The 14,266-nt window shown below is 41.0% G+C and carries 13 protein-coding genes and 1 pseudogene; 12 read left to right on the top strand and 2 right to left on the bottom strand.

The features are described 5' to 3' along the window. Nucleotides 1-128: 128 nt before the first annotated feature. Nucleotides 129-2,759: a TonB-dependent siderophore receptor gene (locus Q4533_RS10420; protein WP_303502707.1), complete on the top strand. Its 2,631-nt coding sequence runs from the start codon at nt 129-131 to the stop codon at nt 2,757-2,759. Between the two features lie 194 nt (nt 2,760-2,953). On the opposite strand, the gene Q4533_RS10415 is transcribed toward Q4533_RS10420, so the two are convergent. Then, complete coding sequence (locus Q4533_RS10415) at nt 2,954-3,316, bottom strand: TraR/DksA C4-type zinc finger protein (protein WP_076542304.1); 363 nt, start codon at nt 3,314-3,316, stop codon at nt 2,954-2,956. Nucleotides 3,317-3,649: 333 nt separating this feature from the next. Next, nucleotides 3,650-4,606, bottom strand: coding sequence for a tRNA-dihydrouridine synthase (locus Q4533_RS10410; protein ID WP_102519480.1), 957 nt, complete (start codon nt 4,604-4,606; stop codon nt 3,650-3,652). Between the two features lie 314 nt (nt 4,607-4,920). Here Q4533_RS10410 and Q4533_RS10405 point away from each other — a divergent pair, with 314 nt between their 5' ends. From Q4533_RS10405 to recR, 11 genes and pseudogenes are all read left to right on the top strand, one after another. After that, nucleotides 4,921-5,355 (top strand): hypothetical protein, encoded by a 435-nt coding sequence (locus Q4533_RS10405; RefSeq protein ID WP_303502706.1) that lies wholly within the window; start codon nt 4,921-4,923, stop codon nt 5,353-5,355. 155 nt (nt 5,356-5,510) lie between these two features. Next, nucleotides 5,511-6,344, top strand: coding sequence for a DUF692 domain-containing protein (locus tag Q4533_RS10400; protein ID WP_303502705.1), 834 nt, complete (start codon nt 5,511-5,513; stop codon nt 6,342-6,344). Continuing rightward, entirely contained in the window at nt 6,344-7,093 is a 750-nt protein-coding gene (locus Q4533_RS10395) for a DUF2063 domain-containing protein (protein WP_102436340.1), read from the top strand. The genes Q4533_RS10400 and Q4533_RS10395 overlap by 1 nt, the downstream gene beginning before the upstream one ends. A gap of 349 nt (nt 7,094-7,442) precedes the next feature. Then, entirely contained in the window at nt 7,443-7,808 is a 366-nt protein-coding gene (locus Q4533_RS10390; RefSeq protein ID WP_102436336.1) for a YbaN family protein, read from the top strand. Between the two features lie 158 nt (nt 7,809-7,966). Then, nucleotides 7,967-8,518 carry an adenine phosphoribosyltransferase gene (gene apt, locus Q4533_RS10385; RefSeq protein ID WP_198589273.1) on the top strand — a complete coding sequence of 184 codons (552 nt, stop codon included), beginning with the start codon at nt 7,967-7,969 and terminating at the stop codon, nt 8,516-8,518. Nucleotides 8,519-8,737: 219 nt separating this feature from the next. Further along, nucleotides 8,738-11,452, top strand: a complete 2,715-nt coding sequence (dnaX, locus tag Q4533_RS10380; protein ID WP_303502704.1) for a DNA polymerase III subunit gamma/tau — start codon at nt 8,738-8,740, stop codon at nt 11,450-11,452. A gap of 130 nt (nt 11,453-11,582) precedes the next feature. Then, complete coding sequence (locus Q4533_RS10375; RefSeq protein WP_076542292.1) at nt 11,583-11,912, top strand: YbaB/EbfC family nucleoid-associated protein; 330 nt, start codon at nt 11,583-11,585, stop codon at nt 11,910-11,912. A 121-nt stretch (nt 11,913-12,033) separates the two neighbouring features. Beyond that, nucleotides 12,034-12,428: pseudogene (locus Q4533_RS10370) on the top strand (GFA family protein). 114 nt (nt 12,429-12,542) lie between these two features. Further along, on the top strand, nt 12,543-13,040 hold the full coding sequence (locus Q4533_RS10365; protein WP_102476095.1) for a hypothetical protein: 498 nt from the start codon (nt 12,543-12,545) through the stop codon (nt 13,038-13,040). Further along, on the top strand, nt 13,033-13,263 hold the full coding sequence (locus Q4533_RS10360; RefSeq protein WP_102436328.1) for a helix-turn-helix transcriptional regulator: 231 nt from the start codon (nt 13,033-13,035) through the stop codon (nt 13,261-13,263). The genes Q4533_RS10365 and Q4533_RS10360 overlap by 8 nt, the downstream gene beginning before the upstream one ends. 219 nt (nt 13,264-13,482) lie before the next feature. Then, on the top strand, nt 13,483-14,082 hold the full coding sequence (gene recR / locus Q4533_RS10355; RefSeq protein WP_076542258.1) for a recombination mediator RecR: 600 nt from the start codon (nt 13,483-13,485) through the stop codon (nt 14,080-14,082). Nucleotides 14,083-14,266: the final 184 nt, after the last annotated feature.

Here is a 14,266-nt window from a genome sequence, read left to right as displayed (position 1 = left end):
TTGTGAAAGATGTTGACTAATTCATCTTTATTTAACAGTATTGACCTTAGTTAATAGGATCTATTAACCTAAAAAATAAAAATATAACGTTGTGGCTTTATTTAGAACATAACGAAGGGAGTATAATAATGAGTTCATTATCTTTGACAGCTAAGGCTATTCGCCGTGGTTTATTAACTGTAGCTGCAACAGCAGTTGCAACAACTTCAACTTTTTCTGTTAGCGCTGCAGAAGAAGCTCAAGTTGATAAAGTAGAAAGAATTGAGGTTACTGGTTCTCGCATTAAACGTACCGATATGGAAGGTTCATCACCAATTACTACCATTGATGCTGCCGCAATCGAAAAAACTGGTGAAATGTCAGTAGCCGATGTATTGCGTCGCTCAAACCTAAATACTTTTGGTTCTTTTTCTGAATCTTCAGGTAGTACTTGGCAGAGTCAATCAAATATTAATTTACGTGGTGCCGGTGCTGATAGAACTTTAGTTCTATTAAATGGTAAACGTATGCCAGGTTCACCAACTATGGGTGGAACGGCAGTAAACTTAAATACAATCCCAACAGCAGCTATTGCGCGTATTGAAGTTTTAACTGACGGAGCATCAGCTGTATATGGTTCAGATGCTGTTGCAGGTGTTGTTAATATTATCACTAAGAAAGGTTATGAAGGTGTAGAGGTTTCTGCAACTATGACTAACCCTCAACAGGCTGGCGGCGAAGAGTGGAAAACTCACGTAGTTGGTGGTGTCAATAGTGATAAAGGTAGTATGACTTTCTCTTTCGAGCATCAAAATCGAGATATTATTTATCAAAGAGATCGTTGGTTCACAAGCTCTACTAATGTATTAGCTCCAAACTATGGCGATACTACAGGTGTTTCAGCCTACGCTCGAAACTTCTTAGATATGACAACTTTCCAGTTTAGCCCAATGGATGCTTGTAACAATGATAAAATGGTAGGTGGTGGTCATGTTTATGATTACGGTGGTGGCGATTTTATCTGTGGTTATGACTACACTTCAGAAGCTGCAAACCATGCCTCAAGAGGCTATACTGCTGGCTATGTAAATGCTGATTATGAAATTTCTGATGAAATAACATTTATTGGTCAGGGTTTATTTTCTCGCAATGAAACTTTTGGTCGTTTTGCTCCTGCTGCTGGTTGGTTTAATGTCGATGCTGGACAGATTGATATTCAAAACTATGACGAAAATGGGAACTATCTAGGCACCTCGAAGAACGAAAATGCTGGTCGTACGTATTATCGTTTTACAGATGTAGGTACTCGTGATTCGACCACAATCGACTATAGTACCGATATCCAAATTGGTTTAGAAGGTTCACACGATGACTTTGGCTGGGATTTCACATATCACTATAACTTAGCTGAAAATAGTAACTACGGTTCAGGTTATGTTCATCGCCCTACAGTAGAAGCGCTTGTTAAGTCTGGCGATTTTAACTTTGGCCCAGAAGGTAATAACGCTGCTGTTGTCGCTTCAATTAGCCACGATGTTCTAGCTCAAGATATTATGGAGTTTCAAAGTGTTAATGCCGGTATAAACTTTGAGGCATTTGAATTACCAGCTGGTACAGTTGGATTCTATTTTGGAACAGAGTTCGCTCAGTATAAATATACTTCTAAAGTTGATGCTGAGTCTGCGGCAGGGGAAGTAATTGGTTCTTCGGGTAACGGTTCTGGCGGCGATAGAGATGTATTTGCTGTGTTTGGTGAGTCAATTATACCCGTTACTGATGACTTAGAGTTTAACGTTGCTCTTCGTTTTGATGATTATTCTGATTTTGGTAATGCGACAACACCAAAAGTTGCTTTAAGATATAACATTGTAGATGATTTAGTACTTAGAGCTTCTTGGGGACAAGGTTTTAGAGCTCCTGCATTAACAGATTTATATGCCGCAGATTCATACAGTGCAGACTACGCGACGGATTATCATGTTTGTGAATTAGCGGGCACAGCACCTGTTGATTGTCCTTCCGCTCAATACGATGTTACTCGAACGGCTAACTCAGAATTAGAAGCTGAAACATCTGACTTCTATAACATGGGTTTAATTTGGAATCTAACGGATGATTTAAGTGCTAAAGCTGAGTACTACCATTTATCTGTTGATAATGTTATTCAATTCGTTTCATTAGACTCATTGTTAAAAGAAGAAGCGAGTGTAGGATACGGTAACTTGTCTCGCGGTGAAATTATACGAGCGGGCGATAATGCTGACGGTAAAATCTTAGAAGCAACAACTCCTCAAGTAAATGGTAATGGATTTGATACATCTGGTATTGATTTTAATATAACTTATACAGGTCTTGAAACTGCAGTTGGTGACTTTGGGACTACCTTTGACTTGACTTGGGTTCTTGCATACAACGATGAAGAATATTTCGATGGCCCTGTAAATGATCAAATTGGTCGTAATGGTTTACCTGAATACAGATTTACTTGGGTAATCGATTGGTCATACGGCGATCACGCAGCATCATTATTAACTCAATATATTGATGGGCAGGCTGAAACAATAGATCCAGAAACATATGCTCAAGTTGGTAAACTGAATTCGCAAACTACTTTCGATGCAAGTTATAGTTACTCTACATCGTGGAATGGTAAGTTCGGATTAGGTGTTCGTAATATCACCAATGAAGATCCAGTTTTAGATTCAAATCTTGCTTATGACTCAGCACTTTATAATTTATACGGTCGTACATATACAGCAAGTTATACGCAAAAATTCTAAAAAAACTTAGAATTTTGGCCTTCAATATTATTGAGGGGATTGTATAAGAAACCAAAAAACCTCCGCTTGCGGAGGTTTTTTTTATTTGCGAATAACAACTTTGTGGCTGGATTAGACTATAAATCTGGGTCGGACCATAAATGACGATGAATTGCTATCAAGAATAGAAAGCACTTTAAACCATTAATCAAGCTTTAATGACTTAGCTTAAGCTCATGACGATGTTGTTGGTTGTACTTTTCAGCGCAGTGAGCACAGCGCTGCTCAGTGGGATCGGCGGCCAAACGCTCAGCTTCAATGTCAGACTCGCAGTCAGAACATAAACCATAGAGGCCAAGTTCAAGCTGGCAAAGAGCGGCATCAAGACGGGTTAGTTGTCCAAATAGAGGGGTGTCAGTTAATCGCTGCTCACTCATGAGTTCAATCAACTCGGTCAAACTCATATTAAATTGAACTTGAGCAGAAGGCTGAGTTTGTTGGTTTAATTGATGTACAAGTTCATATTTTAACTGTGCTTCTCGTTGCAATAATATTTGTTGTACGTCTTGAGTGTTCACAAGATCACCTAATTAGTTTGTTCATTTCACTGGTTATCCAGTCTACCGTTAATCAATATGCTTACTATGATGGAGATCAATTGAGAGTTAATTTGGGATTTCAGTATTAGGCTTTATTTATATAGTGTGAACTAAGTAGGTAACTAAACGCGCAAAATCTTATATTTTGTGTTGTAAATTAAGCAAGATAGCGAAGGGGATAGCTCAATGATGGTCTGTATCGGGGCAAATTGCTGACTCAAAAAGAATAATGCAGTTTGTTTAACCGAAAACCCATCACAGAAATGAGTTCTCAGTTAATGAAAGCTGTTAATGCTAAAAAGACTGCTTAAGTTAGCCGTTAGTCGCTAACTGTTGTTCATGGGCTTTTTCTAAAATGGCAATGATACCTTCAGCCGTTTTAAGCACTCTGAGCTCTCTGAATAACACATCAGCTTCAGGGTACTGTTTATTCAAATAAGTAAACCATTGCTTTACTCGGGCAGGGTAATAATCAATTTTCTTGTTAACCAACTGCTTTTGGGTGTAGTTCAGTAACAAATTTAGCGTTTGTGACCAAGTGTAAGGCGCTTCAACGCCTTTTATGGTGGCAGCAAGGTTTGGCAGAGACATTGCCCCGCGCCCCAGCATTATGCTGTCACAGCCTGTAACTGCCATACAGCGCTTAGCATCATCACTATTCCAAATCTCACCGTTAGCAATAATAGGGATAGGTAAACGCTCACGCACCTCGGTTATGTATTCCCAATAAGCTGGCGGTTTATAGCCGTCAGTTTTACTGCGAGCATGAATAGCAAGCTCGGTAGCACCCGCTTCATACACAGCGATAGCGTTTTCCATAAATAATGATTTATCTTCGTAACCGAGACGGATTTTAGCAGTAACAGGTTGATCTGCTGGTACTGCATCACGCATTGCTTTGACTATATCGTGAATTTTATCCGGGTATTGCAGTAATACTGCGCCGCCATTACTGCGGTTAACCATTTTAGCAGGGCAGCCAAAGTTAGCATCAACACCGCGTGAGCCTAGCTCGACGGCGCGCTGGGCGTTTTCTGCCATCACTTGCGGATGTTGCCCTAATAATTGAATTCTTACCGGGGTGCCTGATGCGGTCAAGCCGCCATTACGCAGCTCAGGGCATAATTTATGATAAACCTTCTCAGGAAGTAACTGATTAATCACCCGCACAAATTCGGTTACCACCAAATCATAAGGGTTGATTTCAGATAAAATTTCTCGCATCAAATCATCAATGACGCCTTCCATCGGAGCTAAGACTACGTGCACAGTACTACCTGGTTAACTATAAAAGGAGCGCTATTCTAGCGAGTTTAATTTTTTATACAAATTCATTTCAAGTATTTGAATTCACTGTTATCTGCTGCAACTGAATATTTAATCTTTTATATCAAGTTGATAGATGAATATTTTGTCCTATCCTTAATCATTAGAGAACTTCTCTAGCAATATTTTTAATAAAAAATGATGATTTAGATCAATTAATGTGAAATAAAAGTAGCAGGTTGTAGGTCTATTCATCTGTAAGCCAGCACTGTTTGTTGTTGGTCATCATTATTAAGTTTGAATTTAAGGAAATTATTATGAACTCAGTAAAGCAAACAACAGTCGCATTGGCATTAGGTGCAGTCGTATTAACCGCTGGCGTATCTACGTCTGTAGAGGCTAATCCATTTGGTTTTGAGCAAATGAATTCAGGTTATCAGTTAGATGGCGGCGATAAAAAAGCTAAAGAAGGCAAGTGTGGTGAAGGTAAATGCGGCGGCGATATGAAAAAAGCTGCAGGTAAAGCCGCTGAAGGTAAATGTGGTGAAGGTAAATGCGGCGGTGATATGAAAAATGCTGCAGGTAAAGCCGCAGAAGGCAAATGTGGCGAAGGCAAGTGTGGCGGTGACATGAAAAAAGCCAAAGAAGGCAAATGCGGTGAAGGTAAATGCGGCGGCGATATGAAAAAAGCGGCTGAAGGTAAAGCCAAAGAAGGCAAATGTGGTGAAGGTAAGTGTGGTGGTGCTAAATAATCAATCTGATGATTAGCAGGCTGATTTAGCAGCAGAAATCGATTTATAGCTTTCATGCCGATTAAATCTACGCCAATATAAGGCCTGTTATACAGGCCTTTTTAGTTGGTAACTTTCATTAATTTAACTGATTAATTGTGTGTTTGAGGTGATAAATGGCAAAACAAGCAACAGTGGGACTGGGTTTGCGCCGAGAAATGCTTGATGAGTTTTGTCAGCATGTGCCTGATGAAATAAACTTTTTCGAAGTGGCGCCTGAAAACTGGATGACCCTAGGCGGTAAGTTTGGTAAGCAGTTTAGGCAACTTACAGAGCAACATGAATTTTTTTGCCATGGTTTATCTTTATCTATCGGCAGCCCACATGCGTTAGATACTGAGTTCGTTAAGCAAGTAAAACGCTTTTTAGATAGCCATCAAATCAATATCTACTCTGAGCACTTAAGTTATTGCTCTGGTAGCGGCCAAATGTATGACTTAATGCCGATCCCCTTTACCGAAGAAGCGGTAACTTATGTTGCAAAGCGTATTAACCAAGTTGAAGATATTTTAGAGCGGCCGTTTATTTTAGAAAATGTGTCTTTCTACGCTGCGCCCGGCGCGAAAATGACTGAGCAGCAATTTGTTAATGCTGTGCTGGATGAGGCAGATTGTAAACTGCTGCTCGATGTTAATAATATTTATGTAAACTCAATAAACCACCAATATGATGCGGCTGAATTTCTCAGCTCAATGCCGACCAAGCGGATTGAATATATGCATATCGCGGGTCATTATGAAGAATCATCCCAGTTAATGGTCGATACCCACGGCGCTGATGTGATTGATCCTGTTTGGCAATTATTGCAACAGAGTTATCAGCAACATGGGGTGTTTCCGACATTATTAGAGCGTGACTTTAATATCCCCAAAACCGCTGAATTACTGCAAGAGATCAATCAAATTCATCGCTATCAACAAGCCGCAAAAGCGATCAAAAGGAGTGCTTAATGGATTTTATTAACACTCAACAAGCCTTTATGGATTATATTCGCGATCCCAGCAAGCCACTGCCACAAGGCATGACATTTGAGCGAATGAATGTTTACCGTGAGCTATTTTTCAATAACATCAATGGCTTTGTGTCAGGCGCGTTTCCGGTACTGAAAAGTCTTTATACTGATGATGCATGGACCAAACTCATTCAACAGTTTTTTGTAAGTTTTGACTGTAAAACCCCCATATTTATTGAAATATCCCAAGAGTTTATCTGTTTTTTGCAAACTCAATATCAGCCTGCGGATTACGACCCTGCCTTTATGTTGGAGCTAGCACATTACGAATGGCTAGAGTTATATATTGCCACTGTTTTCGATGATGTTAATGAGCAGCCAATTGCCAAAGACTTGATTACCGAGCTACCGCTAAAGCTGTCAGTGACAGCCACTGTGGCGCAATATCAATATGATGTGCAACACATCAGTGTCGATTACCAACCCACAGAGCCCAGTGAGCAGGGGCAAAGCTTTTGTGTTTATCGCGATGAACATGATGAAGTTAACTTTTTAAAGTTAAACCCATTAACAGCCCAAGTGTTAGCCTATATTGCTCAAGCCGAGCAATGTTACTTTAATGATGTATTGACATGGCTTAGCGAGACCTACCCACAGATGACGCCGGAAACCTTATCTAATGGCTGCTTGCAAATGTTGCAACAATTGGCCGACAAAAGGGTTATCTGTTCGTTAACACAGGCTTAAACAGTGGATAAAACTCCTACTTAATTTGTGGTTTATATTAAAAGTCTTTTTACATACAATAGCGCAAATTTTGTGATCCAGTTCACGCTGCTGTAAGGCGGCCAACATTACTGTTAGGAAGTAAAAACTATGAGTCAGCCGTTTAAAGACCCATTTAACATTATGTATTTTATTGGTTTTATTCTTGTTTTATTGTTACCAACGCTACCAGCGTCTCTATCTGCCTTGCGACTTGCAGGCTTAATTTAACTGCCAATCTCAGTTATTATACCGCTCAGTTAAGTCATAGAGTCGGTTATCCAAAAACCATTCTATTGAATGGTTTTTTTTGATTTGGGCTTGGAGTCATATGGCGTTAAAACGAGGCTTGTTCCTCATTACTGGTTTAACGAGCTTAACGCTTGGCACCATTGGTATTGTGGTGCCCTTATTACCAACAGTGCCTTTTATCTTGCTGGCTGCTTATTGTTTTGCCCGCTCAAGTACGCGGATGCATCACTGGTTGATGACTCATCCTTGGTTTGCTCAAGGGTTAAATGATTGGCAAGATAAACGAGCAATCAACAAACGGCTGAAGAAAAAAGCCATGATAATGACCACCTTAAGCTTTGTTGTGAGCATTTTAATTGTGCCATTAGTTTGGGTGAAAGTGATGCTCGCTTGCATGTTATGTTGCCTACTGGTTTATCTGTGGCAGATCCCAGAGTTAGATTAAAAGTTACCTTTAATTTGCTCGTTAGTTGCAACTATCTTAAAACATGCTTAGTATCACTGCCATTGAGTGATATGCCAGAAACTATATTTTCAATTTCAAGCTAATGATATTGAAAATGATGGCTATTAAACCATTCCTTTTACAATAGATTATCTAATATGACTATGAACTCAGAACGTTTAGCGCTTATCAAAAACAGTATTAAAGCTATTCCTGATTACCCAATCCCAGGCATTATGTTTCGCGATGTCACCAGCCTTTTAGAAGACTCTGAAGCTTATAAAGCCACTATCGCTTTATTTGTAGAGCATTATAAAGATCAAGGTTTCACTAAAGTTGTCGGTACTGAAGCGCGTGGATTTTTATTCGGTGCGCCATTAGCATTAGAGCTTGGTATTGGTTTTGTACCCGTACGTAAGCCGGGAAAATTGCCGAGAAAGACGATTGCGCAAACATACGATCTTGAATACGGTAAAGACACCTTAGAAATTCACGTAGATGCGATCACCCCTGAAGATAAAGTATTGGTCGTTGATGACTTACTTGCTACAGGCGGCACCATTGAAGCAACGGTAAAATTAATCCGTGAATTAGGCGGCGAAGTTAAGCACGCTGCATTTGTTATTTCTCTGCCAGATATCGGCGGCGAAAAACGTCTTGAAGGTTTAGGGGTTGAGTTATTGACCTTATGTGAGTTTGAAGGCGAATAGCCAAGCACGCATAATATGTTAGCGGCTTTGTTGAGCTTAACTCAATAAAGCCTGATTTTTGCTCTGCATCGATTGAATCTTCAGCAAATTATCCAGCCTTTTAGAGTAGCAATAGCCTGTGATTGATGAGCATGCTATTGTTATTTTTATTTTCGGGTACAATTAATTACCATTGGTATTATTTAGATCATCCCGTTTCATTAAAGCTTGGGGAATTCCATGTCTTATCAGGTGTTAGCCCGTAAATGGCGCCCTGCCAAATTTGAAGAAATGGTAGGGCAGTCACATGTTCTACTGGCACTTACAAATGCACTCACACAGCAACGATTACATCATGCGTATTTATTTACTGGCACTCGAGGTGTGGGTAAAACCAGTTTAGCGCGCCTATTTGCTAAGGGGCTTAACTGTGAGCAAGGGGTCACTTCGACACCTTGTGGCGTGTGTTCAAGTTGTGTTGAAATTGCCCAAGGCAGGTTTGTTGATCTTATTGAAGTGGATGCGGCCTCAAGAACTAAGGTCGATGATACCCGTGAGCTACTTGATAACGTGCAATATAAGCCTTCAAGAGGCCGTTACAAAGTCTACTTAATCGATGAAGTACATATGCTGTCTCGAAGTAGTTTTAATGCCTTACTGAAAACCCTTGAAGAGCCGCCTGAGCATGTGAAATTTCTACTGGCCACCACAGATCCGCAAAAATTGCCGGTGACTGTGTTGTCTCGCTGTTTACAATTTAATTTAAAAAGTCTGTCTCAAGATGAAATAACTAAGCAGCTAGATTTTATCTTAACTCAAGAGCAATTAACCTTTGAGCCCCAAGCATTAACACTATTGGCAAAAGCGGCTAACGGCAGTATGCGTGATGCCCTGAGCTTAACCGATCAAGCGATTGCCTTTGGTAGCGGCCAAGTGATGCACCAACAGGTGCAAACCATGCTTGGCAGTATTGATGCCCAGCAAGTCTTAGTGCTGCTAAAAGCCTTATGTGATGCCGATATTGCTAACTTAATGCAAACTATTCAGCAAGTGCTGAGTTTTGGCGCAGATGCCGATGAGGTGCTGCGCAGTTTATTGGAATTACTCCACCAAATTACCTTAACGCAGTTTGCGCCAGCCGCGGCGCAGCAGTCGTTATACAGCGAACAAATTTTAGCCTTTGCTCAGCAATTAACCCTTGAGCAAGTGCAGCTTTACTATCAGTTATTGTTAACGGGTCGCAAAGAATTAGGCTTTGCTCCTGATCCTAAATCAGGTCTTGAAATGGCGTTACTTAGAGCCGTGGCATTTGTACCTGAAAAGCCCGTTAAACGTTGGCACACCGATGAGCCAGTAACGATTTCATTGACGCCAGACCCCGTGACCCCAGAAACGGTTAAATCGGCGCCGGTTAGCTCGAAGGCTGACACTGCTACAAATAATGCAGGCGCTTCAGTTGCAGACAATGAAGCAATAACGGCTACTAAGCCAGCCCAAGTAAGCAATACTGCAGTTGATAGCAGTTCTGTGTCTGCGGCAATAACGCTGCCACAAACTGCAAGTATCGCAGCTGAGGACGATAATCTAAATGCTGCTCCCGAGATAGCCGCAGAGCAAGCTATTATCCTTAGTCAAGCTGACAGTTTAGGTTTCAATCAGCAAGCAGCGACTGAAACGCAAGCAGTTGACTCAGGCGTTATTGCAGCGCCAGCAGTTAAAGCCGCTGCAGTAGAAACACCTAGAGTAGAAACGCCAGCAATTGAAACTCAGCCTGTCACATCAACAACATCGTCAAATGAGATGCCCATTGATGCCTACGAGCAGTTTGCTCAGGCAAGTGACGAATCTTATGCTGAATTTGATAACGACGATCACAATCAATATCAGCAGGCAGAAGCAAGTACTCCGCAAGCTAATGTTCAGCAAACTAGTGCCGCGCAAGCTAAGCTTGAGCAAACAACCGTTGATACTACAGAAGCTGACTTAAGCGACATGGATGCTTTACTTGATGCTGTGCTCGCTACCAATGATTCATTAAAGGCGGAATTAAATTCGCTAGCCGAAGAAGGTGAACAAGCAAAAAAGCAACAGGCGGTAGCCAATCCAAGTATTAAAATTCCTGCACCCAAAGCGAAAATGCAGTCGATTGAAAATACCGCCACAGTTGATGCTACTATTGATGTAACCACGCAAGTAAACACAAGTGCAGCAAATGATGCAGCAGATAGACCGCCATGGGAAAAGCCCACTGAATTACCTGCAGCTTCAGTTTTAACTGCAATAGCAACAACTGAGCCTGAGGTGAGCCATAGTGCAGCAACTAACATGGCAGTTGACAATGCACAAACTACTATCGCCGCCGTTGAAGTGCCAACAAGCGCTGTTAATGAGGAGCCGGGAAGTCGTCAGCATGCACACACTGCCATAGTGCCAGCTGAGAATAATGCCCCAGTGGCTGAGACAGCAGTCGCTCACGTATCGACTGAAGTGGCATTAAACGGTCACCATAAAATCTCAGGTGATAGCCTAGATTTGCACTGGTACAAAATTATGTCGCAGTTAAGCATAGGCGGCAGGGTAAGACAGCTCGCCGTTAACTCGGTATGCCAACGACTGGACAATCCGATCCCGTTATTACTTAAACCGGATCAAAAACATTTATCCGCCGAAGTGGCGATTGAGCAATTACAAATTGCCTTATCGGAGCTTTTGGGCGAAGACACAAAGGTGCAAATTCAGGTTGGGCTTGATCCACAACATGAAACCCCACTTGAATTGCGTAAAAGATTTCATCGAGAGTTATTAGCTAATGCAAATTACGCTTTAATTAACGATGACAAAGTACAATGGATGTTTACTCGTTTAGCGGCTCAGCTAAATCCAGATACTTTAGTGTATCCGGTTGAAAAGCTACAGGCGATAGGGCAACAAATTCCAGCATTGACTGTTCAATAAAACAGCTAAAGCGTTATAGGCGTCAAAACTTTGATAGCAATAGCCGAGGATTTATTGCCAATTTATTTTTTTTCAGTAAGATTAGCCCCACTTTGGCTGCTTGCTAATAACCTAATTAAGAGAAAAGACTATGTTTGGAAAAGGCGGTATGGGCAACTTAATGAAACAAGCCCAAATGATGCAAGACAAAATGGCTAAAATGCAGGAAGAAATCGCACGCACTGAAATGACCGGTGAAGCGGGTGCAGGTTTAGTTAAAGTGACCATGACGGGTTCACACAACATTCGTAAAGTTGACATCGACCCTAGTTTGATGGAAGACGACAAAGAAATGTTGGAAGATCTTATTGCTGCAGCATTCAATGACGCAGCACGTCGCATCGAAGAAAACCAAAAGACTAAGATGGCTGAAGTCACTGGCGGTATGCAATTACCTCCAGGAATGAAAATGCCATTCTAAATCTTAAAGGTTTTAAGATTCAAAAGCCCAAGTTTATCTTGGGCTTTTTTGATCGCGTTTCGTTCAGATTAAATTTTCTGCTAAATTGTACCGCCATGTCAGAGTCTTATAAGGATATATGATGCTAACCAAGGTCGGTGAAACCGTTATAAAGTCGAAACACTTAGCCAGTTGTCATTGCGGCGCGGTTGTATTATCACTTTCATTACCCAATGGCATTGAAAAGCCAAGACGCTGTGATTGCTCAATTTGTCGCAGAAAAGGCGCCATTGTGGGCTCGGTAGAATTAGCTGCATTCAAATCGTAAAAGGCGCGGATGCTCTCAAGTTATATCAATTTAATACCCACACTGCTAAGCACTACTTTTGTCGCCATTGCGGTATTTATACCCAGCATCAACGTCGCTCTAATCCTACAGAATATGGCTATAACATTGGCTGCTTAGAAGGTGTTAATCCTTTTGATATTGATGATGTTGTGCTTAACGATGGTATAAATCACCCCGCAGACAGCTAAGCGATAAAAGCATTAATTTGTTAACCCAAGGTTAAAAATATTTGACATGGTTGATTGTTAGCCTAAACTAAAAGCGTGTCAAAAATAGTTAACACCAAGTGAGGTTTAATTAACATGAGTAATGCAAATAAATTACTGCAATGGCTGCAAGAAACGAGCTTTCGAGAAGTCACTTTATCCGTTGATTTACTGGTAACGGGCTATATTTTCTATTTTTATGGTAGCAGCTTATTTCATGCTAGCCCTGAAGAATTAGCTTCAATACAGTGGATTTCAGGTATCTTTTTAGAAATTATAATTTATTCAGTAGTGCTAATGGTGGTGAGCTACATTGCTCTGGCATTAATCACAGACGATGAACTGTCACAACCTATGGATGTACGCGAAAAACAAATTAATCTCATTGGCTATAAGTATTCAGCGATTATTTTGAATGTAGGCGTGATACTGGCCATAGTGCAATACAGTGTTGAAGCCAATGACCTTGGTCTATCACAATTGGGCTTTGCTCATGCGCCGCTGCATATTTTAGTGGTGTCTTTTTTGTGTGCTGAGCTGGCATTTTATGTGGTGCAGCTATACAAGGGGCGTACAGGTGATATTTATGAGTAAACCGGCGATTTCTAACGCTATTCGCACCTTGCGTTTTTTAAATGGTGAAATGACACAAAAGCAGCTTGCTGAATTAATAGGTGTCACTAGGCAAACCGTGATGGCCATTGAGTCTAATAAGTATTCACCCACTCTTGAAGTGGCTTTTAAAATTGCTGAAGTGTTTGAACTGCCGCTAGATCAGGTATTCAGTTATCACCCCGAAAGTGATACTAAGTCCTAGCACTAATAGTTAGCAAGCTAGCTAGCCTTGGCAACAGTTAATACTGACAAAGAAACGCTAACCGAACTGACGAGTTCTGTGTTGTGAGTAGCATTAGCAATAACATCATTCTTTTGTCGCAATCATAATTACAGTACCATACGCACATTGATGCTGATTGAATGGTTTATTAACTTAAATCAGCACGCTTAATTAATAAAATAAGGCAATGAAGTATTTATGAAATTTAGTCCACTGGTTGATGAGCTTATCGAATCTTTGCGCTGCTTACCGGGTGTCGGACCAAAATCAGCCCAACGCATGGCGTTTCAATTATTAGAGCGTAACCGCAAACAGGGCCATAAATTAGCCAGTGCGTTAGAACGTTCAATGAGTGAAGTGGGGCATTGCCAAGCCTGCCGTACCTTTACAGAAGAGCAGCTATGTCCGATCTGTAGTAGCCCTAAACGGGGTAATTCAGAAGTAATTTGTGTGGTTGAAACCCCAGCTGATGTGTTAGCCATTGAAGCGGGTGGCCATTTTAGCGGCCGCTATTTTGTGTTACTTGGGCATTTATCACCCCTTGATGGTGTGGGCCCTGAAGAGCTTGGCTTAGCGTTATTAGAGCAACACCTTGCATCAGATGATGTCACAGAGTTGATTTTAGCAACCAACCCCACAGTAGAAGGTGATGCCACGGCGCATTTTATTGCTGATATGGCCCGTAGACATAATGTAGTGATCAGCCGAATCGCCCACGGAGTCCCTGTTGGTGGTGAGCTTGAGTATGTTGATAGCACCACGTTAGCGTTGTCATTCAATGGTCGTATTCCGCTGTAGTTGCGAACTGTAGTTATAAATGATAGTTACGAACTGCAGTTATAAATGATAGTTGCGAACTGTAGTTATAAATGATAGTTACGAACTGTAGTTATAAATGATAGTTACGAACTGTAGTTATAAATGATAGTTACGAACTGTAGTTATAAATGATAGTTACGAACTGTAGTTATAAATGATAGTT

Origin of the sequence: Shewanella sp. 6_MG-2023 (genome assembly GCF_030547195.1) — a bacterium.
GTDB lineage: Bacteria > Pseudomonadota > Gammaproteobacteria > Enterobacterales > Shewanellaceae > Shewanella.
The sequence above is the reverse complement of the archived record's forward strand: the minus strand, read 5'-3'. Positions and strand labels throughout refer to the sequence as shown.